This window comes from Acinetobacter sp. 1000160, assembly GCF_000588715.1.
GTDB classification, from domain to species: Bacteria; Pseudomonadota; Gammaproteobacteria; order Pseudomonadales; family Moraxellaceae; genus Acinetobacter; species Acinetobacter courvalinii.
Genome location: NZ_JFWP02000002.1, coordinates 16,178 through 39,010, shown reverse-complemented (window position 1 = coordinate 39,010; position 22,833 = coordinate 16,178). Strand labels below are relative to the sequence as shown.

Below are 22,833 nucleotides of genomic sequence, written 5' to 3'. Positions count from 1 at the left end.
CCGACGACTCTTTTTATAATGCACTGTTCTTGTGCCGCATAAAAATAACACAATTTCTCATTTTGTCATGTGCTTTGCTTAACCACTTATCCGTAATTGTAGTTACCATTTTCGCGGTTTATGCATTATTATTTGTATTATTTTTAAGTTTGAAGTAGACCTTGAATACTCTTACACTTTTACAACCCGATGATTGGCACGCACACCTGCGTGATGGTTTAGCTTTAAAACGTACTGTCCCTGATTTAGCCAAACAATTTGCCCGCGCAATTTGCATGCCGAATCTTGTTCCACCCGTTAAAACTGTCGAAGAAGCTTTGGCATACCGTGAGCGTATTCTGGCTCATGTACCGGAAGGCCTGAATTTTGATCCACGTATGGTGCTTTATTTTACCGATCACACCTCTCCGGATGAAGTTCGTAAAATCAAAGAATCTGAATTCGTCAATGCAATCAAGCTCTATCCTGCCGGTGCAACCACCAACTCCGATAATGGTGTCAGTGATATCCGTAAGGTATATGGCGTGATTGAACAACTTGAGGAACATCAGGTTCCTTTATTGCTCCATGGTGAAGTAACCCATAATCACGTCGATATTTTTGATCGTGAAAAAAGATTTCTGGATGAAGTCCTGTCACCGCTGCTCAAGCAATTCCCGCAATTAAAAGTCGTGCTAGAACATATTACAACAAGCGATGCGGCTAATTTTGTGCTTGAACAGGATCGTAATGTTGCTGCAACAATTACCCCGCAACATTTACTGTTTAACCGTAATGACATGTTGGTTGGCGGTGTTAAACCGCACTTCTACTGTTTGCCAATTTTAAAACGTCAAACTCACCAAACCACGTTATTAGAAGTGGCGACCAGCGGTAATCCAAAATTCTTCCTCGGCACAGACAGCGCACCGCATGCGCAAAATGCCAAAGAGAATGCATGTGGCTGTGCGGGCTGCTATAGCGCACCCAATGCCATTGAGCTGTATGCACAGGCATTTGACCAGGTCGGCAAGCTGGAACGTCTGGAAGGTTTTGCCAGCATGTTCGGTGCTGATTTCTATGGTTTACCACGTAATACTTCAACCATCACCTTGGTGAAAGAAGAAAATACGGTTGCCGAGTCTTTTGATTATCTTGAAGATCAAAAAATCATTCCACTTCATGCAGGTAAAACGCTGCAATGGAGAAAAGTGTGACACAAGAAGAAAACAAAGCGCCTGTAATTGGTCAGCGTTTTCGTGGATTTTTGCCTGTTGTGGTCGATGTCGAAACCGCAGGTTTTAACTCACAAACCGATGCACTGCTTGAAATCGCGTGTATTCCAATTGTTTACGATGAAAACGGTCAATTTGTACCGGGCCCATCGTTTCAAGCGCATATCAATCCGTTCGAAGGTGCCAACCTGGATCGCCGCTCGCTGGATTTCATTGGTATTGACCCTTCTAACCCAATGCGTATCGCCATGGCTGAAGATGAACGTACTGCTTTACGCCGTATTTTCAAATCTTTAAATGAAGTCCGCAAAGCGCAACATTGTACCCATGCCGTGTTGGTGGGTCATAATGCACACTTCGATTTAGGTTTCCTGCAAGCTGCGATTGCGCGTTCTGGAACGAAGAACCAGAATCCGTTCCATAGCTTTTCAGTCTTTGATACGGTGACGCTAAGCGCGGTGATGTTCGGTCAAACCGTGTTGGCACGTGCCTGTATTCAGGCTGGAATCGAGTTTGATGGTAAAGAAGCGCACTCCGCGTTATACGATACCCAGAAAACTGCTGAACTGTTTTGCTATATTTTGAACAAACTGTCTCCTCACCTTCTTGACACTTTGGTGACAGAGCCCTAATATACACCCACCTCAAGAAGTCCCTATCGTCTAGAGGCCTAGGACATCGCCCTTTCACGGCGGTAACCGGGGTTCGAATCCCCGTAGGGACGCCAAATTTGAAAAAGCCACTGCATCTTAAGACAGTGGCTTTTTTATTGCCCTAATAAAAAGGACTCCGAAGAGCCCTGACATAAATTACGCTGACTTACGCGAATTGACACGCCCTTTTACCACTGCCTTGATATTTCCTTTGGCATAATTCAAAAATACCAATAATGGAGACAGTTTTGGATTTGGTTTTTTGCCTTGTCCAATCGCCTTAAATTGTGCTGCATACCAGATGATTTCCATGATGGCCATTTTATCGACAAATGGAATTCCCGTTTTAATCTGATTCACTGCATAACGGACATCATGTCCTGCGATTAAACGTTCAGGTAAATCAACTTCAACCGCCAATGGACGCGCAATTCCAATAAAATCACATGCGCCACTTTGCAATGCAGCATTCATTCCTTCCACGGTACGGAAGCCACCAGTTACCATCAGCTTACATGACACATGCTCACGGATCTTTTCGGCAAATTCCAAGAAATAGGCTTCGCGGGCAATGGTACTTGCTTTGCGTTTTTCTGCTTTTGCACCTGCCATCGCAGGCGCTTCATAGGTACCGCCAGAGATTTCAATGATATCAACGCCAGCTGCATCAATTGCCTTAAATACGGTAATTACATCTTCTTCGGTAATTCCACCACGCTGGAAATCAGCGGAATTTAATTTGACCGAAATGATGAAGTTTTCGGAAGTGACTGCACGTACGGCCTTGTAGATTTCCAACAAGAAACGCATCCGGTTCTCGATGGAACCACCCCATTGATCAGTACGTTTATTGGTTAAAGGTGATAAAAACTGGCTGATTAAATAACCATGCGCACCATGGCATTGTACCCCTTCAAAACCCGCCTTTTCACACACTGCAGCAGCAGTTGCAAATCGCTGGATAATATCCAGAATTTCTGCATGCGTCAGCTCACGTGGCGTACCAAACATGGTGGCCAATACAGGGCTAAAAGGCACAGCTGAAGGTGCAACCGTTTCTTTATTTAAACCTTTAGGACACTGGCGACCAGGATGTGACAGTTGAATCAATTGCACCATTCCGTGTTTTTTACCCACGGCAGCCCATTGCTTTAACTTTTCCAGATCACGTTCGCTTTCAATTGCCACCACACCCGGCTCATTCTTGGCCCCGATATTGACCATCACATTGCCTGTAATGGCACAGCCTAAACCACCTTTCGCCCAGGCTTCATATAATCCAATCAGCACATCATTGGGTTGTCCTGCATCATTGGCAAGCGCTTCACTCATTGCCCCTTTAATGATGCGATTCTTAAATGTGGTATTCCGTATCTGGATACTGTCTGCAATCTGACTCATGGTCATCCTCTGCCTTAATTAGAGTGTTTGCTCTAATTTAATCTGATTATTATGGCTGTCAAGAGTTGTTCCGACAAATTGACAATATCACATGTCAGTTTATTTACAATGCTCGTATTGGCTGGCAGCAATGAGCTGACGGGTGTATTCAGTTTGAGGATGGGCAAATAAGGTCTCGGTTGCCTGATATTCCAAGGCTTTCCCTGCATGCATCACTAGCACTTGCTGACACAAGGCTTTTATGACTTGCAAGTCATGACTAATGAATAGATAACTGATCTGCTCTTGCTGTTGCAAACGCCGCAATAACTGAATGATGGCAAGCTGGGTAGATCGATCCAGCGCTGAAGTAGGTTCATCCAGAATAATCAGTTTCGGCTGCACCACCAGCGCACGTGCCAGTGCGACCCTTTGTCTTTGCCCGCCCGAAAGCTGATGTGGATATTTATGTTTATCCTCTGGCGACAATTCAACCTTGAGCAAAACTTCTGCAATTTTTGCAGCGTATTGTTGTGGGGATATGGACTGTAATTCAAGTCCTTCGGCAATACTCTGCCCAACCGTCATTCGCGGATTTAAACTACTCAAAGGATCTTGAAAGACGATTTGCAAGTCACGACGAACCGGTCGAAGCTGTTTCTGGTTAAGCTGGTTCAGGTCTTGGCTCTGAAAACTGATTTCACCTGTACTGGGAAGTAAACGGGCGATTGCCAAGGCAATCGAAGATTTGCCTGAACCACTTTCCCCGACAATGCCTAGCGCCTCACCTTGCATGAGCCGGAAGCTGATGGATTCAGCGGCAATTTTATAAGACTGAATCCGGTTCAATAAACCTCGTTTTAATGGATATTTTACTGTGACCTGTTTGAGTTCAAGCACAGGCTCTGTCGCTTGCAAGGTTAAAGCTTGCCCAAAATCGTGATTCAATAAATTTTGTGTATAGACGCTCTGAGGACAGCTAAAGATTTCCGCGCTACCGCCCTGCTCTTCTACACGCCCTTGATTCAGCACCAGCACATGATCTGCATATTGCTGAACCAGACTAAGATCATGGCTAATCAAAATCATTGCCATCTGTCGTTGTTGCTGTAGTTTTTTTAATAAGCTCAAGACTTGTGCCTGTAACACCACATCTAAAGCCGTGGTCGGCTCATCTGCAATTAAGATCTCGGGCTCTAAAGCCAAAGCCATGGCAATCATCACACGTTGACGTTGACCACCAGACAATTCATGAGGATAACGCTTTAAAATATGTTCTGCTTCTGGCAGACCCACCTCATGTAATAAGTGTAGCGTGTGCAGTCGTAGCGTAGCTTTTGTCTCACCCTTTAAAAGCAGGCTTTCGCCAAGCATTTTTTCCACGCTATGCAAAGGATTCAATGCCGTCATCGGCTCCTGAAAAATCATGGCAATTTTTTTGCCACGTATGTGCTGCAACTGCGGTTGGCTCAGTTTCAGTATGTCCTGACCCTGGAATTGAACGACTCCTGTCACTTGCAAGGTCTTCGGCAACAACCCCAACAATGCCAGCCCCGTGATAGATTTACCGGAACCACTTTCCCCCACGATGGCAAGCGTCTGTGTAGGGTAAATTTCAAAACTGACCTGCTCAAGCAGCGTTTCTGAACCATGACTAATACTGAGCTGCTGTACGTTGAGTAAAGGTTGCTTTAGAGGAAAATTATCGTCTTGGGTCAAATGCATCACGTGCCGCCTCCCCAATATAAATCAGTAAAGACAAAACCATCGCCAAGCTAAAAAATCCCGACAACACCAGCCACGGTGCATCCAGATTATTTTTCCCTTGTAATAATAGTTCGCCAAGCGAAGCCGAATCTGGTGGCAAGCCATAACCCAAAAAATCCAGTGCAGTTAAGGCAATAATATTGGCTGTCAGCATAAAGGGAATTTGGGACAGGCTAGAACTCATCGCATTGGGTAAAATGTGTTTAAAGATAATCTTATGCTGACTGACACCCAAGGCTTGCGCTGCACGAACATAATCCAGATTGCGGGCACGCAGAAATTCGGCACGTACCAATCCTACAAGCTCGGTCCAGCCAAAAAGCAGCATGATCACAAACAGCCAATACACACTCGGACTAAACATACTGACCAGAATCATCACAATGAAAAGCATCGGTAATCCTCCCCACACTTCCAGAATGCGTTGTCCAATCAAGTCAACCCAGCCACCATAGTAGCCCTGTATTGCCCCCATCATCATCCCGAGCACCGCAGAACAGAGTGTGAGTGCAAATCCGAACAGCAGCGAAATCCGCAAACCGTACAGGATTCGGGCAAATACATCCCGTCCCTGATCATCGGTGCCAAGCCAGTTCTGTGTGCTTGGGGCAGAAGGTACGGGTACAGCAAGGGAAAGATTCGGGGATTGATAGGAAAAAGCCACGGGGGGAGAAATCATCCAGCCCTGCGCCTGTATCAACTGCTTGACCACGGGGTCTTGATAATCCGTAGCTGTTTCAAATTCCCCGCCAAAGGTGGTTTCCGGATAATCTGTCAGAATCGGAAAATAGAATGACTGCTGATAACGCACCAGCAAAGGTTTATCGTTAGCAATCAGTTCCGCCAGCAAAGACAGTACGAAAATAATCAAGAACAGAATCAGGCACCGAAAGCCCAGCTTATTTTGCCGAAAACGATCAAATCGCGCTTGCATCAACGGTGATATCATTGCCCACCTCTTGATTCAAAATCAATTCGCGGATCAATGAACTGATAAAGTAAATCACCCAGTAAACGTAAAAGCATGCCGAATAGGGTAAATAAAAATAAAGTGCCAAAAATAACCGGATAATCACGTTGGGTAATTGCCTCAAAGCCTAATAATCCGATCCCATCCAGATTAAAAATGATCTCGATAAATAAATTACCGACAAAGAAAATCCCCACCAGCGTTTCTGGCAAAGCAGCAACCACAATCAGAATGGCATTACGAAAGACATGTCCATACAGCACCTGATTTTCACTTAATCCTTTCGCTCGGGCTGTTAATACATAAGGCTTGTTCAGCTCTTCTACAAATGCATATTTTGTCAGGTAAGTTCGTGCGGCAAAGCTACCGAGCAGCATACTCAAAATCGGCAAACACATGTGCCACAGATAATCTTTGATTTTTGCCAGGAAGCTTAACTGGGAGAAATTTTCAGACACCAGCCCTTGCAATGGAAACCATTGCAAATAACTGCCACCTGCAAAAAAGACAATCAATAAAATGGCAAAAACAAATGATGGAATGGCATAACTGACCGCCAATAATAACGATGTGGATTGATCAAACAGCAAGCCATTATTTTTTGCTTTTTTAATCCCGAGTGGAATGGCAATCAGATAAATCAGGAAAGTACTCCACAACCCCAAAGACAAGGTCACAGGCAGCTTTTCATAGAGCAGTTGCGTGACAGGTTTATCTTTAAAAAAACTGCTGCCAAAATCCAGATGCATATAGCCCTTCAGCATCAGCCAGAAACGTTCTGCAACAGGACGATCAAAGCCATACTGAGCTTTGATTTTTTCAATCATTTCGGGGCTTAAACCCCGTGCACCCTGATATTGTGCCAGATTCGCCAAACTCGTCTGTCCGCTTGCTCCTGCACCTAAACCTTGTGCATTTTGAATGTGCTGAATCGCCTGTTCAACCGGCCCGCCAGGCGCAATTTGTACAATCAAAAAATTAATCAATAAAATCAAAAATAATGTCGGGATCATCAACAACATTCTTTTTAGAATATAGTGCATCATTGAAATCGAACCCTTATTCATTAATTTACTCAGTTTTTATGAAATCTAACATGAGATAAAATACGCGGAAATGTCATCCACAAGCTGCGTGGTTTAAACAAGATCATGTTGTTGCGAAATAATAAAAGAGGTCCAATAAGTAAACAGGTTTTGTGGTGAGCTGCGATTATAGCAGCGTAACTTGTTATGAGGCGAAACCAAAGTCAATCCAGCTGAAAGCTTATCCTGAAATTAAGATGAGAACTCGGTAAGACACCGCCATATTAATCTAACAACTTCATCAAACGCTAGTCAAAAGCATGCTAATTAATGCTTTTGAACAGACTGCCCCTGTTTCTTAGCCTGATCTGCATCCACCCACCAATATTCCCATCCCACAGAAAGCTTTGGCTTCACGGACGGTTGCTGATAAATATCCCAATAGGCAAACCAGCGTTCAGGTTTTCCATAGGTCAGAATCTGGTAATAACCTGCACGTAACAAACGATCAAGCACACGGGTATACAGCACAACTTCTTCACGTGTTTTGGCCCTGACAATTTTTTCAATCATCTGATCAATGACAAGATTTTTAATCCCTGAATAGTTATAGTTACCCGCTTCATCTGCTGCTGCACTCCCCCAGAATTGCGCCTGTTCTTTACCCGGCGTTAAGGTCTGCGGCAATTTCAATACCATCATGTCAAAATCCTGACGGCGAATCCGTTCCATGTACTGAGGAACATCGACCTGTCTCAGATTAACCTGAATTCCCAGTCTTTTTAGGTTCCGTACAAAAGGCATCAGCTCACGTTGCGGATTTTCCTGCTGCATCAACAGTTCAATTTGAACGGCTTTGCCCGTGCGATCATATAATTTTCCGTCACGAATCACATAACCCGCAGCTTTTAAGAGCTTTTGCGCGATCAATAAATTGTTTCGGTTAAAGCCACTGGCATCGGAAACCGGATAGCGCCAGTCTGCCAATACCCCTTGTTGCATCAGCGGATTCAATTGTGCCAAATAAGGTTTGAGTATGTTTAACTCAGCGACACTCGGACGACCTGTGGCAGCCAGATCGGTATTGTCAAAATAACTTTGTAAGCGCTGATTTTGATTAAAAAATAACGCTTTATTCTGCCATTCAAAATCATAGGCATAGGTCAATGCCTGACGTAGATGAATGTCATTTAAAGGCGCGCGACGGATATTAAACACCAGACTTTGAATATCAAGCGGTGTGGCTAACCGTGCTTTGTACTTTTTTACCAAGCCGGCTTTCGCAGCCGGGAAACCATAGGAGGTGACCCAATTTCGGATATTTTTTTCTTCGTATAAATTAAATTGCCGTGATTTAAAGCCTTCAAAACTGACCTCTAAATTTCGGTAATACACGTATTTCAATCGATCAAAATTATAACGGCCTTTATTAACCGGTAAATCTTTGGCCCAATAGTTCGGGCTGCGTTTATAGGTAATACTGCGTCCGGCATCAATACGTTCCAGCATATAAGGCCCGGAGCCGACTATGGGGTGCAGCGTGACACGGCTAAAATCTTTATTTTTCCAGTCCAGTTTTGAATAGATCGGTAAGCTCGCCACGATCAGGGGCATTTCGACATTATGTTTAGATTTAAAAATGAATTTCACCTGATGCCGAGACAACACTTCCGTTCTGGCCAGATCAGACAAATACATTTGAAAGCCAAGATTGGCTTTGCTTTGGTAGGTGTCAAAGGTAAATTTAACGTCCTCTGCCGTTAACGGCTGTCCATTATTAAAACGGGCTTTTGGATTTAGATGGAAGGTGATCGACTGTAAATGATCCGGATCATAACTGACCTTTTCTGCCAGTAAGGGATACATCACCCGAGGTTCATCCAACGAACGATCCATCAGGCTATCAAACAGGTAATTCACTCCTTCAGTGGAACTGCCCTTGCCATTCATGCTATTTAAATTATCAAAGGTTCCCAGACTGGACTGACTCAGCACTCCACCTTTGGGCGCATTGGGATTGGCATAAGGCATTGCCTTGAGCTGGGCATATTTAGGCTGCACATGCATGGCCAAATAAGGGGTGGTGTGGATGGCGGCAAATGAAAGCGGAGCAAAAAGGCTTAGTCCATAGCATAGACTAAGCCTTTTTATGCAAAGCAATGAATTCATGCTGAATTACAGGCTAGGCACTTTAATCACATCACCAATGCGTAACTGAGTACTTGGGGTTAAGTCATTCATTTCTGCCAATGCATTGGTTTCCATGCCATAACGACTTGCTAAACCAATCAGCGTATCACCCCGTTTAACTTTGTACTCGGCAATGGTTTTCGGTACCAAGATATTTTGTCCACGTTGCAGACTGGTATTGGCTTTCAGATTATTTAAATCTGCCAACTCACGGCCCGACATACCAAAACGATTGGCAATACTGTTCAGTGACTCGCCTGCTTTTACACTATAGCGCTCGGTATTGCGGCCTGGTGCTGCAGCTTTAGGTGCTGTTTTCGCTGTGTCTACGCTTGCTGATTCAGCCTTAGGCGCATCTCCCGTAAGTTTCAAGCGTTGTCCGATACGCACGTTACTGCTACGGGTTAAACCATTTAGGCCTGCCACATAATCCAGCTGTAAATTATAACGGCTGGCAATATTGCCTAAGGTGTCACCCGACTTCACGGTGTAGACTTCTGGTGTGCTGTCCTCTCTCGTCTTGGTATTGCTGCCAGTCGCTGTTTTTGCAGGAACATCGCCTGTTAATTTCAAGCGCTGGCCTACACGTACGCCCGCAGTTCGTTCCAGACCATTCAGATCAGCCACATAGCTCAATTGCAGGTTATATTTGGCAGCAATCGCATTCAGGCTATCACCCGACTGAACCACATACTGGTCAGGCACGGTTGAACCTGCCGGAATCTTCAGGCTTTGGCCTAAACGCACACCGCTATTTGCCTTTAAATTATTAAGTTCGGCCAGTTCACTCAAGCTGATTTTTGACTTGGTCGCAATACTGGATAAGGTATCACCCCGTTGCACGGTATAGTTTTCAGTTTTATAACTGGTCGATGCCGTTACATTTTCATATTTAACCGTGTTTTTAGTCGGCTCGGCAGCTTCTTCTGTTTGCGAAACTTCATGTAATGGAACATTGATTTTCTGTCCCACAAATAAACTGCTGCCCGCAGTTAAGCCCGAGGTTAAAGACGCCAGCTCCTGATTCGATAATGCATAACGATCAGCAATCAGTTTCAAGTATTCGCCACGCTTAACTGTATAAGATTTTGTTGCGACCTTGGCTGTAGCAGACGCTTTGCTCTCGTTATTACGGGCGCTTTGCTGAGTCGTACGTGCATTATTTTTAGGCTCAAGCAACGTAAGTCGTTGGCCAACGAATAAACCATCCGTCACTGACAGGTTATTGTAATCGGCAAGCTGCTTCAGACTTAAATCAAAACGTGAAGCCAGATTGGTTAAGCTATCGCCCGATTGCACCACATAGCTGTCGGGTTTCTCTGCGGCTTTCGGTGCTTCCGCTTGTGGTTTGGCATTGTATAAATACAAACTTGCGCCAACAAACAAGGTTCCATTTGGATCAATCTGGTTCCATTGTGCGATATCGCGCCAGTTCACACCATTTTTCTGGGCAATAACCGCTAAGGTATCCCCAGGTTGTACCACATAGGTACTGCGTTTACCCTTCGGTGCGGTCACCACAACGTCAGTATCGGTCTTGATATAGGGCTTGCCCTGGTTACGTTTAGCATCTTCGCTATTTGCCGTGGCACTGTCTTCAAGCAGATTCTTTGGATACGCAAAGCCCTTACTGACTTCCTGCCCTTTTTCATCTGCAACCGATTGGCTGGTTTGAATCGCAGTTAATTTGATTTTGCCATCAAATGGATCGACAATCTCGGTCCCTTTCGGCGCAATTGCCTTAATTTCTGCAACCACCTGATCCCGTTCAGCCTGAGTCGCTTGTGGCTCTAAAGCCTGAGCAACGGTTTCCTTCTTGCCCTCTTCCTTGATCGCAGCCGTGATCTGCTCACGCTCTTTCAGTGAAATTGGTGGCTCTGTTTTCACAGGTTTGACATTTGCAGCAGGCGTAATTGCCACAGGAATACGTGGTGCACTTGGCACATCTGCGGCGGCTGCAAATGAAGCCAGCGCATCCGATCCTCTAGGCGTATTGACCTTTGACTTTGGAATGGTTGGCGTGGTGGTACGCGTGCTATTACTGGCTGTTAAATTCGGTGGTGTCTTGGTCGACGGACTCACGTTTTGTGGCGTGCTGGTTGTGGTCCGAATAGTGGTCGATGTACTCGACGAACTGTTTGCCATTGGCGGTGGTGTTTTATTGCTGGCCCAGAAACCACCTGAACCTGATTTGCCTGAACGTAGCTTGGCATCAATTGATGGGCTCAAATCCGCTGGGATTAAAATACGCATCGGGCTCATTGGATCAACCATTTCGCCACGATAGCCTGGGTTCAATGCATATAATTCGGCACGACTCAAACCGGTAATCGAAGCAATCTGATTTAACTCGAGTGGTGCTGACAAACTGACTTCACGGAAGTGAGGACGGTTGGCAATCGGCGGTAAACTCACACCATACGCCCCCGGATTTTTAATAATTTGAGCAACTGCCAAGAAACGCGGCACATAGTTCATGGTTTCTTGCGGCAGTTTTAAGGACCAGTAATCGGTTGGCAGGCCAGCGGCACGGTTACGGTTAATCGCCTGCTGAATACGGCCAGGGCCAGCATTATAAGCAGCCAGCGCGAGTTCCCATGAACCAAACTGGTTATACAGGCTTCCAAAAAACTCATAGGCAGCACGGGTTGACTCTACAACGTCACGGCGACCATCATACAGGCTGGGTTGTTGTAAACCATAAATACGTCCCGTACTTGGAATAAACTGCCATAAACCTGCAGCCGCAGCACTACTGGTTGCTGCCGGATCGTAAGAACTTTCAATAATCGGAAGTAAAGCTAGCTCGGTCGGCATACCGCGACGTTCTGCTTCTTTGACCGTATGATATAAATAACGACTGGCACGGGCGCTCAAACGGTCCAGGTAAGGTTGACGTGAAATAAACCAGCTACGTTGTGCTTCAATACGGGAATCCCAATGATTCAGGTCCATCTTGAAACCGACCGTCATGCGTTTCCACACATCACCATGTTTTAACACCAGTAAACGATCCCCTTCCACAGCACGCATATCGGTTGCAGAAAGCAAGTCTTCCAGTGAATCTAAACTGCTTGCGTCCAGATAGCCTGAACCGACCTGTTTAGAAGATGAGGTTTTTCCTGATTGAGGTGTTGAAGAACAACCCGTGGTAATTCCCAACGCGGCTAGAGCAGAAGTGAGTACAGTGATTTTGAATAATGATGTTGCAGATGTTTGCGACATCAATTTGCCCGATTTATACATAAAAACTTCCAGTCAACTCACGCTAGTTTTACTTTAGATTTGCCATTGTATTAAAGCATGTCACTTAGACAAGGTAATAATTTAACGTGATTTGCATGGAAATGTTACAAGAAATTAAAAAAGATGAGTTTTGTAACGTTCAAAAACAGAATTTGGCTTTACAATACCCCTTCGGGCATGGGGATGCTAAAATTCTCAAATGATCTGAACTCAAGTAAAAATCTGGGTTCTGGTTCATTTGCTTAATCCGCAATTGAAGATTAGCTTTCATTTTCGGATTCTAAAACTCAGATTTTTCACGCTGCTTATTTTATTGTTCAGGTTCAGATATGTCACAAACAATCACGCTTTATGTTGATGGCGCATGCAAAGGAAACCCAGGTCTCGGTGGTTGGGGTGCGTATGTCATTACCGAACAAGGTGAACACAAGCTTTGTGGCGGTGAAGCATTAACAACCAACAACCGCATGGAACTGCAAGCGGCTATTGAAGGTATTTCCTTTTGCCCGGTAGATGCGCATCTGATTATCTGGACAGACTCCAACTATGTCAAACAAGGCATTACCGAGTGGATTCATGGCTGGAAAAAGAAAAACTGGAAAGATGTTAAAAATCCGGATTTATGGCAAAAACTGGATGCAGTCTGTGCCAATCGAAACATCGAGTGGAACTGGATCAAGGGACATGCCGGCCATGAAGGCAATGAAATGGCCGATCAGCTGGCAAATTTAGGCGCAGAACAGACGGCTCAGCAATTAAAAAATGCAACGCAGGCTAACGCTGATACAAAAAAGCCTGAAGCTGACTGGCTCTTAAATGATCCTTTTGGCTTGGATATAGATGCAGAAGCGGATGAGCTTGAGATGCTTGAAGACCTTGAAGATGATGTTGCAGATGAAATTGAAACTTCAGAAGAGACATCCCCGGCACCGGTTTCCAGTCAACATCCACAGATTGTGGTCACTGAAGCAAAATTAAAGCTGCAAGGCCCCCGTCAACTGATTCTGGATACCGAGACCACCGGTTTTTACTTTCAGGACGGCGACCGGATTATCGAGGTCGGTGCGATTGAGATGATCAACCGTAAACTGACCGGTAGCTCGATTCATATTTATATCAATCCGGAAAAACCGGTTGGTGACTCTGAAAATGTCCACGGTATTAGTGATGACTTTCTAAAGGACAAGCCGAAGTACGCCGAAATTGCCGACGTTCTATTTGCTTACCTGAAGGGCGCTGAAATTATTGCGCATAACGCGACCTTCGATATGAACTTCCTGGATATGGAGTTCAAACGCACGGGATTACCTGCACTTTCAGAAGTCTGCGACGTCACCGATACCTTGGCAATGGCCAAAAACAAGCATCCAGGACAAAAGAACTCTCTGGATGCGTTAGTACGCCGTTATGAAATTCCGGCACGCGATCGTACTTTCCATGGTGCGTTACTCGATGCTGAGATTCTGGCAGATGTATACCTTGCCATGACCGGTGGGCAGGTCTCTTTTGATATGGATGCCCTGTCCCAGACTGAACAAAATCAGAATAAAACCACCCGTCAACGCGTGGAAGTCGATTTACCTGTCATCGAGCCTTCTGAACATGAGTTAAATGAACATGAGACCTGGGTCAAACAATTCGAGCAAAAACATGGCGAACCTTGCCTTTTCGCAAAATAAATTTACTGCTCAATGTAACTTTTTGTATTTCAAGTTTTAAAACTTACGTTATATTAACTCTTAAAGAATCAGGCCTTCTTTTTCAGAAGGCCCATGGATATAACAACTCAGGAAAGGTGTAGGTCATATGTCTTACCAAACCTCGATTCACTTCGACCCAACGGCATTATTAATAATAAAAAATGAGATCGATAATTCGATTAAATTGGTAGAAACAGCCGTCAATACCCTTGCCGAAGAACAAGCCTTACCCTTCGGGATTGATGATGCACTCAACCAGTTTGAACAATGTACTCAAGTACTTGCTCTGATTGATATGCCTCACTTATCACAAATTACTCAATATTCTGCTGAGTTGATGCGTAAAATCATGGCTCAGCCGCAACAGGTTCAGACCAGTGATGTGGTTGCCCTCAGTGAAGGCACCACCATGTTGAAGCGTTATATTGAGTTTATCTGCCTGCGCGAAGTGAAAGTGCCACAGTTCTTACTGGACACACTCAATCGTCTGGAAAAAGCATTAGGCAGACCGCTTACCAAAGAAGGTCAGACCGTTCAGCCATTGCTGGAATTGATTACCCCAAGTTTTAATTTGCCGCAGGCACCTACACTGGAGCAATCGCAATATATTCATCAGTTATATAAGCTTTGCCTGAACAAACTGATCAAACAATCTGAAACAGCACTTGACCTGCAAGGCATTAAATTAGTGGGTGTTTATCTTGCTGGTTTAGCAGCGGGCCAACCTAGCCAGCAGTACTGGCAACTGGTCAATGTCGGCTTAGGTCATATTGATGAGCTTTCGATTACCGAAGCTCGTTTACGCACCCTCATCCAGATCGAAACCAATATGGGTCAATTTCTGGCACAACCCCATGCTTTCAAAAATAGCATTGCTGATCTGGCCGATATTTTATGTATCTGTATCAGTCAGGAAGATGAGATTTCTGAACATATTCGCGAACAGTTGAATATTGGTGATGAGTTACTCAGCGATACCCAGCTTCAGGTGCTGAGCCGCCATCTATATGGTCCTGACTATGAAACGGTGCATACCATTAGCCAGTTAATGACCAGCGAAATGGTGCAAATCCGTAATGAAATTGAATACAACCATCAGAATATGTCGCCTGAAAAGACGCAGGAAATTCAGCAAAAGCTGACGCAGCTTTGCAATGTTTTCAAGGTATTGAATCTCAACGAAGCCGCAAGAGAATTAACCCAGCAGGCGGAAAAACTGAGTTTGCCAAATACCTTAACCGATGCAACTTCAGTGCAACAGCTCATGAACAGCATTCTGGCATCAATGAACTCGATTGGGATTCTGGAACGGAATTACACCTCAAGCCGTTTACAGTTACGGGTCAACAATATGCAGATCTCGCTGGACCGTTTGGATGAAGCGCATCAGGCCTTATTGACTGAAACCAAAACACTAGTGGAAACCTTGACACAAACGTTAAGCTTGTATGTTCAAGACCCGGCCTCCCATAGTCTAGAGGCTTTGCCAGGCTATTTGAAAGAGCTTGCGGGTGCTGCCCTGTTCCTGGGAAGTTCGGCGCAACAAAATGCCTTAATCGGAGCTGCACAATTTGCCCAGCATCGTCTGGATCAACATCAGGCCTTCTCTGCGGACGAAATTAATTGTGTTTTAAATGTTGTTGCCGGTCTGGATTTACTGGTGGATAACTTGAAGAACAAGCAACCCGTCTTGCAATCTATGTTTAATGTGGCATTATCGAACAGTCAGCAATTACAATCTAAAGCCGCATAATGACTCAATTATCACTTGCTTATATTTTTCAACACCAGAAACTTTTAGTAGACGAAAACTTTCAACTGCCTAAGGTTGAAAAGTTGGCAAGTGACCTCCCCATCCACCAGAATGATCAAGTCATCGCACGTGATCTTCTGGAAGATGAAGCCATTCCAGAAGGCTATCAACTGATTCCAATTCGGGAACTCATTCAAAGCTGGTCAAGCAGTGATTTTTTGCAAGCCAGCCGCGCCGTGCAATTACTGGAGTGGCGACGTAACCACAAGTTCTGTAGCCACTGTGGTCATGCAACCGAAGTGCATGCTAAAGAATATGCCATGGTCTGTCCTGCTTGCGCTTATCATCAATATCCACGTGTTCAGCCGTGTATCATCACGATTATCACCAAAGGTGACAATGAAGTGCTGCTGGCTAAATCAGCGCACAATAAAAGCAATATGTATGGACTGATCGCAGGCTTTGTTGAGGTCGGCGAAACCTTGGAAGAAGCCGTACAACGTGAGGCTTTTGAAGAAGTCGGTCTGAAACTGAAAAATATTCGCTATATGTCGAGCCAGCCTTGGCCATTTCCAAGCAACCTGATGATTGCCTTTCATGCTGAATATGAATCGGGTGATATCCAGCTACAGCTTGAAGAAATCAGTGATGCACAATTCTTTAAATTTGATCAGCTGCCAGAAATTCCATTCAAAGGCAGTATTGCGCATAACATGATCATGCAAATGATCGACAATAAAAAAGCATCTTAAACGATGCTTTTTATCCCTATATATTTTATTCATTCCTCTCCACACGATGCCCCATACCAAAACCATAATCTTTAGCCCGATATACTAAAATTAGTGCAATGACTGACAAGATTAACGCACTCCACGCAAAAGACTGAATACCCCATCAGTTAAAGAAAAGCCCCCCCACTATTCCACCTCCCGCAACAGCAATATTAAAAATGGTCACTAACATAGATTGGGCAGCATCAGTTTGTTCTTTTGCAATATCCGCCAGTGCCGTTTGTAATAGTATAGGAGCACCACCAAATGAGATTCCCCATGCAATCACTGCGGCACAAACAATCCAGATGGAATGCATAAAGATGCCAAAGCATAATGCTGAAAAAGCAAATATAACAAGACTCATCAAGGTTAAGTGGCGTAGATATTGATCAATAAAATGCCCAGTGACAAAAATACCAACAATCGCTGCCACACCAAAAACCAAGAGCATGACATCAATATGTTCTCCTAAATCAACTGCTATTAAATATAAAGAGATATAGGTATATAGAATATTATGTGCCAAGATCCAGACAAACAAAATCAATAAAATTAGGCCGACACCTTTTATTTTAAATGTTTGCCTAAATGCGACTTTTTGCTGTGTAGTATTGACAATAAAACGGGGAATAAACACTCTAACCCAAATTACCAAGATTAATGCCAAAACCGACATAATCCAAAAGACACTACGCCAATCAAATAAAGTTCCGAGAAAGGTTCCCAGTGGTACACCAAAACACAATGCTAATGGTTGTCCAATACCTGCAACGGCTAAAGCACGACCTTGTAAATGTGGAGCAACCAGATAACGAACATAGCTCACAAATATTCCCCAAATGACACCTGCTGCCATCCCTGCGCAAAAGCGTACAAACAAAGTCAAAATATAATGTGTTGAGATCGCAGCCAGCGCATTAAAAACACATAAGCTTCCTAAAGTGAATATCAATAAGCCACGTCTATCCCAATGCTTCGTAAGCGCGATAATAGGTATCGCAGCACAGACAGAACCTAAGGCATAAAAACTGACTAATTGTCCAGCCCACAGCTTTGATATCTGCAAATCATGGCTAATCTGAAGTAATAGGCCAACAGGCATGGTCTCCGTCATGATCGTAATAAATCCGATCCATGAAAAAGCCAATAATTTCCAAATAGGAAATTGTTCTGCTGATTTCTGAATGGCTAAAGTCTGTATAGATTGATTTGTATTGATTGTAGATGGACTTTTCATATAGCTACTCGAATAAAGGAACGATCATTCCAAAATAAAACAAATAAAAACTCACTAGTGGATGAAAGTAGTGAGTTTCTGGTTAATTAAAAAATGCGAAGCGCAATCTCAATAACATCCAATAAACACTGTCTACGCTGATGAGCTGGTGTTCCTTTTGCCAGAACTCTCATCCCCTGTATGGTATTTACGAAAAAAAATGCCAATGCTTGAGCATCGATTTCTTTTGAGATATCTCCTTGCTGCTGTGCTTTTTGCAATACTTGCAAAATCGCTTTTTGAATACGTTGTAAATTCGATGCGACTTTTTCTGCGATCAACTCATCTTGTCCTGCCAACTCCAGACTAGCATTGGCAATCAGACATCCTCGATGTAAAGGATCAGCCAACTCATCTTCAGCAATCTTCATGAGCAAGCTTTTAATTGCTGCTTGAGCACTATGTTCTTGTTGCAAGCAATATATATTGGCCGTTGTCACTGCATCGTATCGGTCTAATGCTTTTTGATATAAGGTATACTTATTTTCAAATGTTCCGTACAAACTACTTCTAGATAAGCCCGTACCATCAACCAGATCCTGAACCGAGGTTCCTGCATATCCTTTTAGCCAGAAAATCTGCATAGCTGCATCAGTCACTTGATCTGGGTCAAACTCTTTTGTACGCATTATAAAAGCATCCGGAATAAACGTTCCAATAAAAATAAGCAATATTTAACAAAAAGTCAAATGAGACTAAATCATAGGTCTGTAAATATGATCCTTTAAATTCCATTCAAAGGCAGTATTGCGCATAACATGATCATGCAAATGATCGAAAGTAAAACCGAAGCCTAATGGCTTTGATTAGGTTCAAACCCATGCACATTATCTAATCAATGGATGTCCTTCATTCCGGCAATAATCCGCTGCATGTGCGCTGAATCAATCTGTAATGCTTGTGATAAATGCTTCAGCACATCACGCACCTGTTCATCTGACCATTGTCGGAAAAACATCAGACTCAGGGTCTGCTGAATTAACCAGCAATGCGCCTGCTGATCGAGTAGATGTGAAATACTCAATAATTGCGGGCCAATATGTTGCAATCGCATGCTGGAACTTGATTGAAGTATCCGTTGAACCAGCTTCTGCTGTGCATCAGGATAATGCTTAAACAGGCATTGAATGACTGGCACTAGTCTAGCCTCACATTGCCCTTTTTCATTACGGATCAAATAATGAAATAGATTTGCCAATGTTGCAGGCACAACTTCTGGGGGAAATATCTCCGGATCAAGTGGTTGCGGCACTAACGACAACAGCTTCGGGGTAGACTCCTCTTTTAGCAACGCTTGAGCCCAATGTTGTATATCATTATTGCAATTCATGTCCGCCATACCATTGCTCCTGTTCTCGCGCTCCCTTTGCCCTCCAAGAAAACTCGCGGTAATGGCGGTTTTTTATAGCGACTGCCTAACATTCAATCCCCCTCAACCTGTGTAAATTTTTATTGATCTATGTCGCAACTTCAGATTTTTTTATGCCCAACCCGACATTAGATTTGTACCTATTTTGGGTAATTGAGTTAATTTACCATAAATAGGTACAATGACAAGTAGTATTCATACCGATGAAATGAACATTTTGTGCCATTGGCTTAAACAGCAGCGCACAATGCAACAATTGACCATGCGTGAACTGGCCTCACGCATGGCTAAGCCACATTCGTATGTACAAAAAGTGGAGCAAGGGGAACGACGGCTGGATGTGGTGGAATATGTCTGGTACTGCACAGCGCTGAACATTGATCCACACACAGGGATTCATCTCATTCTGGATGCCATGCAATCACACAAAAAATAAAGGCAGATCACCGAGTTTCAGTAATCTGCCTTGAATATCCAATGGATTGATCAGATGATTCCTGTTTTAAGGCTCCAGTGCCTCATCCAGAAAATGCAGGATAGTCCGCTTGGTCTTGAAATAATGGCTCATTAAGCTCGCCAGCGTCGCCACTATCGTGATATGACCTGTCTTTGGAATCACGGCGATATGACTATGGTTCCCCTTCGCTCTTAACGCCTTATCCAGATCAAAGCTATTTTCCTTCGCCACCAGTTGATCCTGTTCGGCCATCAATAAATAATGTTTAATCTGGTTCGGCTCAATAAAGTAATAAGGCATGACTTGCTGATAGGAAACTTTCTGGTCAAAAGCATGCTCTGCCAGCGGATCGCCCTTATAGTCGAAATGATAAGGACCAGCCATGCCGACAATGGCACGGATCTTATCTTTATATTTAAAATTTTGTGAGTAAGCAGAATACACCACAGACATCACATTAAAAGCGCCCGCCGAGTGCCCCATCAAAATGATATTATCGGTAGAAATATTGAGCTTGTCCTGATTCTGGCTCAGGTAGTGAATTGCTTGCGCAATGTCATCGATAAAGGTGGGAAAGATATGAGCCGGAGCAAGATGATAATTGATCACCGCAACATCATACCCCTCTCTGGCAAAACTTTCTCCAACAAATAAATAATCACGCTTATTGCCATGCTGCCACGAGCCACCATGCACAAAAACAATCAGTGGTCTTTGCTTTTTCGGGGTTTTGGTCCGATACAAATCCAGCCGCTGTCTTGACTTGAGCCCATAGGCCAAATGCTCGTGTTTTTCAAACGTATCTTTCGGGGTTAGATAATTAATCGAATAACTGGCAAAATCATAAAGGCGAAACTCCTGATAGAACGTTTTCGCCTTGATGACATTTTCTTGTACTTGTTGGATGAGTTGCTTCATAAATTAAGGATTAGTTGGAGTAATGGTCGCAGGGTCCGCCTGATCTGGATCAATTGCAACAGGTGTCTCAACTAAAGGCTGTGTCGTCGCAGTATCCACCATTGGTGTTGCTGCTGTTGAACTGGCGACAGTACCTGAAGGCTGGTCCACATTGTCAATGAGCGTCACAATTTTAGTCACATTTCCAACTTTTTGTAAGACGTCATCCAAATCTCGTGATTCAGCTGTATTTAAACGCCCCATCACATACAGCACACCATTTTCGGTATGTACCAGTACTTTGCTATCCGACACTACTGGCGCTTTCATTAACAGGCCACGAGTATTTGCAGTAACCGTCGCATCTTGCATGATGGTGTTATAGCCGACTTTGTCGCCCACCGTAATATAGTTGTGTACTGCTTTAACATCCGTCATTGAGCGCAAGTTGTCTTCAGCCAACTGTTTTAAATACGGATCAGGAACCTGTCCTGTCAATAAAACATTGCTGTGAAAACTTTCAATGTTGATACGTGACTGTTTAAAACGGTGATCTAATTTATACAAATTGATATTTGCAGTACGCTTGATTGAAGAATCAATAAAAATCTGCCCCAGACTACGCTCACCACTATTTGTTCCGACTGGTGACGTTCCCGTACCCCCAGAAATAAAACTCGCACATCCCGATAAACTTGCAGCGCAAAGCAACGTAATCGTTAAACGTTTTAACACTTGGCAAGACTCCCTAACTACAAACACATTTGTTCAATTTCAATATTCAGCTTCAGACCCGTGCATTCACCCGTCTAAAGTAAATGCATGTTCAATCCATTGCTGATCATACTGCAATTTTGAAAAATCTGGTTGTACTGTTTTTGCAAATTTCCGTGGAAAATCAAAACAAATCACATCAAAACGACAGTCAAAGTCATAATATTTAGGATATTTCTGTAAAAACAGCTGAGCCGTTTTAATAATTTTTTGTTGTTGAGCTGGGGAAATCCCCTCACAGGCTGCAGCATAACCCCCCGCCGATCTGGCTTTGACTTCGACAAAGACCAGTTCATGCTGGCGCTGTACAATCAGGTCAATTTCACCATAACGGGAATGATAATTTCGCGCGACACACTCATAGTGATGGGATTGGAGCAAGGCAAGTGCTGTCTGTTCAGCCCATTGCCCTAGATCCTGACATGACGGTTGCATGGATGAACCGTCTACTTCAATACCTGAATGCCATTTTTCTGTTGTTGATAACAATACGGCTGTCGGTAAATTTTACCGTCCTTCACCTCAATTGCCCCAGTACGACCTTCAAAATTAAATTTCCGGTCCGGACTATTTAGGAATTGCTGACTGATGCTCCAGGCATCTCCACCGAATGCCAGTAAGCGCTGGAACGCCATATTTTCAGGCTGCTCTTTATAAGCCTTGATGACATCAGCCCACTGTCCATTATATAAGGCCGGTGTATCACAAAAGCTGAGTCCTTTAGGTATCGGTTTATCCTGCTCTATACTTAGCGCTGTGGCATAAATATTCTTTTCTGGCAGTGGGCCCAGTTGTTCCAGCCATGGCTGGTCTCCGAGCAATAATAACCCTTCTTTACGTGCCAGTTTTTTCGGCAGTTCATTCACGACATGAATATCTGAACCAAACTCGGACATCAACGCCATCATAAACAGTTCTGTTGCAGACTCGGTTCCTGCCTGACGCAGCACCAATAGCTTTTTGATTTTATCTTTTTTCAACAATTGATTCAGTGCCAGTGCATCATGCTGTTTGGCCAGACTGAACTGCCAGACATTGGTCGCTTGAGTATTCATATCATTCAAGGCCAGCACCGGAATCGCCGGATTACGCTGCATCACATTTTCAATATCAGGTCGGGCCAATGGTCCAACAATCAAACGGGTCTTGTTATTAATCCGCTTTTTGAAAATGGTATCGATGTTATTTTTGGCGGAATCTACAAAAATGATTTTTTCTTTGCTACCAGATGCTGTATAAGCACTCAAGAAACCGCGTTTGATGTTCTGACCGGCTCGCGCCATCGCACCAGATTCGGGGAGAATCACCAGTACGTCCGCATAAACCGGACTCACAATTGCTGCCAAACTGAGTAGCAGCCAATATTTTTTGTAATACATGAGGGAG

18 protein-coding genes, 1 tRNA gene and 1 pseudogene are annotated in these 22,833 nt (G+C 43.9%); 7 read left to right on the top strand and 13 right to left on the bottom strand.

Annotation, left to right across the window (positions count from 1 at the left end):
* The first annotated feature begins 161 nt into the window (after window positions 1-161).
* From pyrC to J699_RS14715, 3 genes are all read left to right on the top strand, one after another.
* The gene (gene pyrC / locus J699_RS14705; RefSeq protein ID WP_004773730.1) at window positions 162-1,196 is read left to right on the top strand and encodes a dihydroorotase; all 1,035 of its coding nucleotides are present in this window, start codon (window positions 162-164) and stop codon (window positions 1,194-1,196) included.
* On the top strand, window positions 1,181-1,846 hold the full coding sequence (gene rnt, locus J699_RS14710; RefSeq protein ID WP_032871505.1) for a ribonuclease T: 666 nt from the start codon (window positions 1,181-1,183) through the stop codon (window positions 1,844-1,846). Before pyrC ends, rnt begins: the two co-directional genes overlap by 16 nt.
* Before the next feature lie 19 nt (window positions 1,847-1,865).
* Window positions 1,866-1,941 (top strand) — tRNA-Glu (locus tag J699_RS14715).
* 82 nt (window positions 1,942-2,023) lie between these two features.
* Here the strand turns inward: J699_RS14715 and J699_RS14720 are convergent.
* The 6 genes from J699_RS14720 to J699_RS14745 all read right to left on the bottom strand — a co-directional run bounded on the left by J699_RS14720 (window position 2,024) and on the right by J699_RS14745 (window position 12,445).
* Window positions 2,024-3,268, bottom strand: a complete 1,245-nt coding sequence (locus tag J699_RS14720; protein ID WP_032871503.1) for an NADH:flavin oxidoreductase/NADH oxidase family protein — start codon at window positions 3,266-3,268, stop codon at window positions 2,024-2,026.
* A 99-nt stretch (window positions 3,269-3,367) separates the two neighbouring features.
* Window positions 3,368-4,972, bottom strand: a complete 1,605-nt coding sequence (locus tag J699_RS14725) for an ABC transporter ATP-binding protein (RefSeq protein ID WP_032871501.1) — start codon at window positions 4,970-4,972, stop codon at window positions 3,368-3,370.
* Window positions 4,950-5,963, bottom strand: coding sequence for an ABC transporter permease (locus J699_RS14730; RefSeq protein ID WP_416202128.1), 1,014 nt, complete (start codon window positions 5,961-5,963; stop codon window positions 4,950-4,952). Before J699_RS14730 ends, J699_RS14725 begins: the two co-directional genes overlap by 23 nt.
* Window positions 5,960-7,030 carry a microcin C ABC transporter permease YejB gene (gene yejB / locus J699_RS14735; RefSeq protein ID WP_032871513.1) on the bottom strand — a complete coding sequence of 357 codons (1,071 nt, stop codon included), beginning with the start codon at window positions 7,028-7,030 and terminating at the stop codon, window positions 5,960-5,962. Before yejB ends, J699_RS14730 begins: the two co-directional genes overlap by 4 nt.
* A 306-nt stretch (window positions 7,031-7,336) precedes the next feature.
* Window positions 7,337-9,178, bottom strand: a complete 1,842-nt coding sequence (locus J699_RS14740; RefSeq protein WP_032871499.1) for an extracellular solute-binding protein — start codon at window positions 9,176-9,178, stop codon at window positions 7,337-7,339.
* Window positions 9,179-9,184: 6 nt separating this feature from the next.
* Window positions 9,185-12,445, bottom strand: a complete 3,261-nt coding sequence (locus J699_RS14745) for a lytic transglycosylase (RefSeq protein ID WP_032882720.1) — start codon at window positions 12,443-12,445, stop codon at window positions 9,185-9,187.
* Window positions 12,446-12,774: 329 nt separating this feature from the next.
* Here J699_RS14745 and dnaQ point away from each other — a divergent pair, with 329 nt between their 5' ends.
* From dnaQ to nudC, 3 genes are all read left to right on the top strand, one after another.
* A complete protein-coding gene (dnaQ, locus tag J699_RS14750) occupies window positions 12,775-14,124 on the top strand; it encodes a DNA polymerase III subunit epsilon (protein ID WP_032871495.1) in 1,350 nt (449 codons plus the stop codon).
* Between the two features lie 127 nt (window positions 14,125-14,251).
* Window positions 14,252-15,898: a hypothetical protein gene (locus J699_RS14755; RefSeq protein WP_032871493.1), complete on the top strand. Its 1,647-nt coding sequence runs from the start codon at window positions 14,252-14,254 to the stop codon at window positions 15,896-15,898.
* Window positions 15,898-16,650 (top strand): NAD(+) diphosphatase, encoded by a 753-nt coding sequence (nudC, locus tag J699_RS14760; protein ID WP_032871490.1) that lies wholly within the window; start codon window positions 15,898-15,900, stop codon window positions 16,648-16,650. The genes J699_RS14755 and nudC overlap by 1 nt, the downstream gene beginning before the upstream one ends.
* 25 nt (window positions 16,651-16,675) lie before the next feature.
* On the opposite strand, the pseudogene J699_RS14765 reads toward nudC, so the two are convergent.
* The 3 genes and pseudogenes from J699_RS14765 to J699_RS14775 form a co-directional block, all read right to left on the bottom strand.
* Window positions 16,676-17,911: pseudogene (locus tag J699_RS14765) on the bottom strand (MFS transporter).
* A gap of 86 nt (window positions 17,912-17,997) precedes the next feature.
* Entirely contained in the window at window positions 17,998-18,579 is a 582-nt protein-coding gene (locus tag J699_RS14770; protein WP_032871488.1) for a TetR/AcrR family transcriptional regulator, read from the bottom strand.
* 206 nt (window positions 18,580-18,785) lie between these two features.
* Entirely contained in the window at window positions 18,786-19,289 is a 504-nt protein-coding gene (locus J699_RS14775; RefSeq protein WP_032871487.1) for a hypothetical protein, read from the bottom strand.
* A gap of 211 nt (window positions 19,290-19,500) precedes the next feature.
* Here J699_RS14775 and J699_RS14780 point away from each other — a divergent pair, with 211 nt between their 5' ends.
* Complete coding sequence (locus J699_RS14780) at window positions 19,501-19,755, top strand: helix-turn-helix domain-containing protein (RefSeq protein ID WP_005288014.1); 255 nt, start codon at window positions 19,501-19,503, stop codon at window positions 19,753-19,755.
* Between the two features lie 66 nt (window positions 19,756-19,821).
* On the opposite strand, the gene J699_RS14785 is transcribed toward J699_RS14780, so the two are convergent.
* The 4 genes from J699_RS14785 to J699_RS14800 form a co-directional block, all read right to left on the bottom strand.
* Window positions 19,822-20,694 carry an alpha/beta hydrolase gene (locus tag J699_RS14785; RefSeq protein ID WP_005288016.1) on the bottom strand — a complete coding sequence of 291 codons (873 nt, stop codon included), beginning with the start codon at window positions 20,692-20,694 and terminating at the stop codon, window positions 19,822-19,824.
* Window positions 20,695-20,697: 3 nt separating this feature from the next.
* Window positions 20,698-21,408 carry a BON domain-containing protein gene (locus tag J699_RS14790; protein ID WP_005288019.1) on the bottom strand — a complete coding sequence of 237 codons (711 nt, stop codon included), beginning with the start codon at window positions 21,406-21,408 and terminating at the stop codon, window positions 20,698-20,700.
* A 66-nt stretch (window positions 21,409-21,474) separates the two neighbouring features.
* Entirely contained in the window at window positions 21,475-21,882 is a 408-nt protein-coding gene (locus J699_RS14795) for a YraN family protein (protein WP_032882719.1), read from the bottom strand.
* Between the two features lie 11 nt (window positions 21,883-21,893).
* The gene (locus J699_RS14800; RefSeq protein WP_032871483.1) at window positions 21,894-22,826 is read right to left on the bottom strand and encodes a penicillin-binding protein activator; all 933 of its coding nucleotides are present in this window, start codon (window positions 22,824-22,826) and stop codon (window positions 21,894-21,896) included.
* Window positions 22,827-22,833 lie beyond the last annotated feature (7 nt).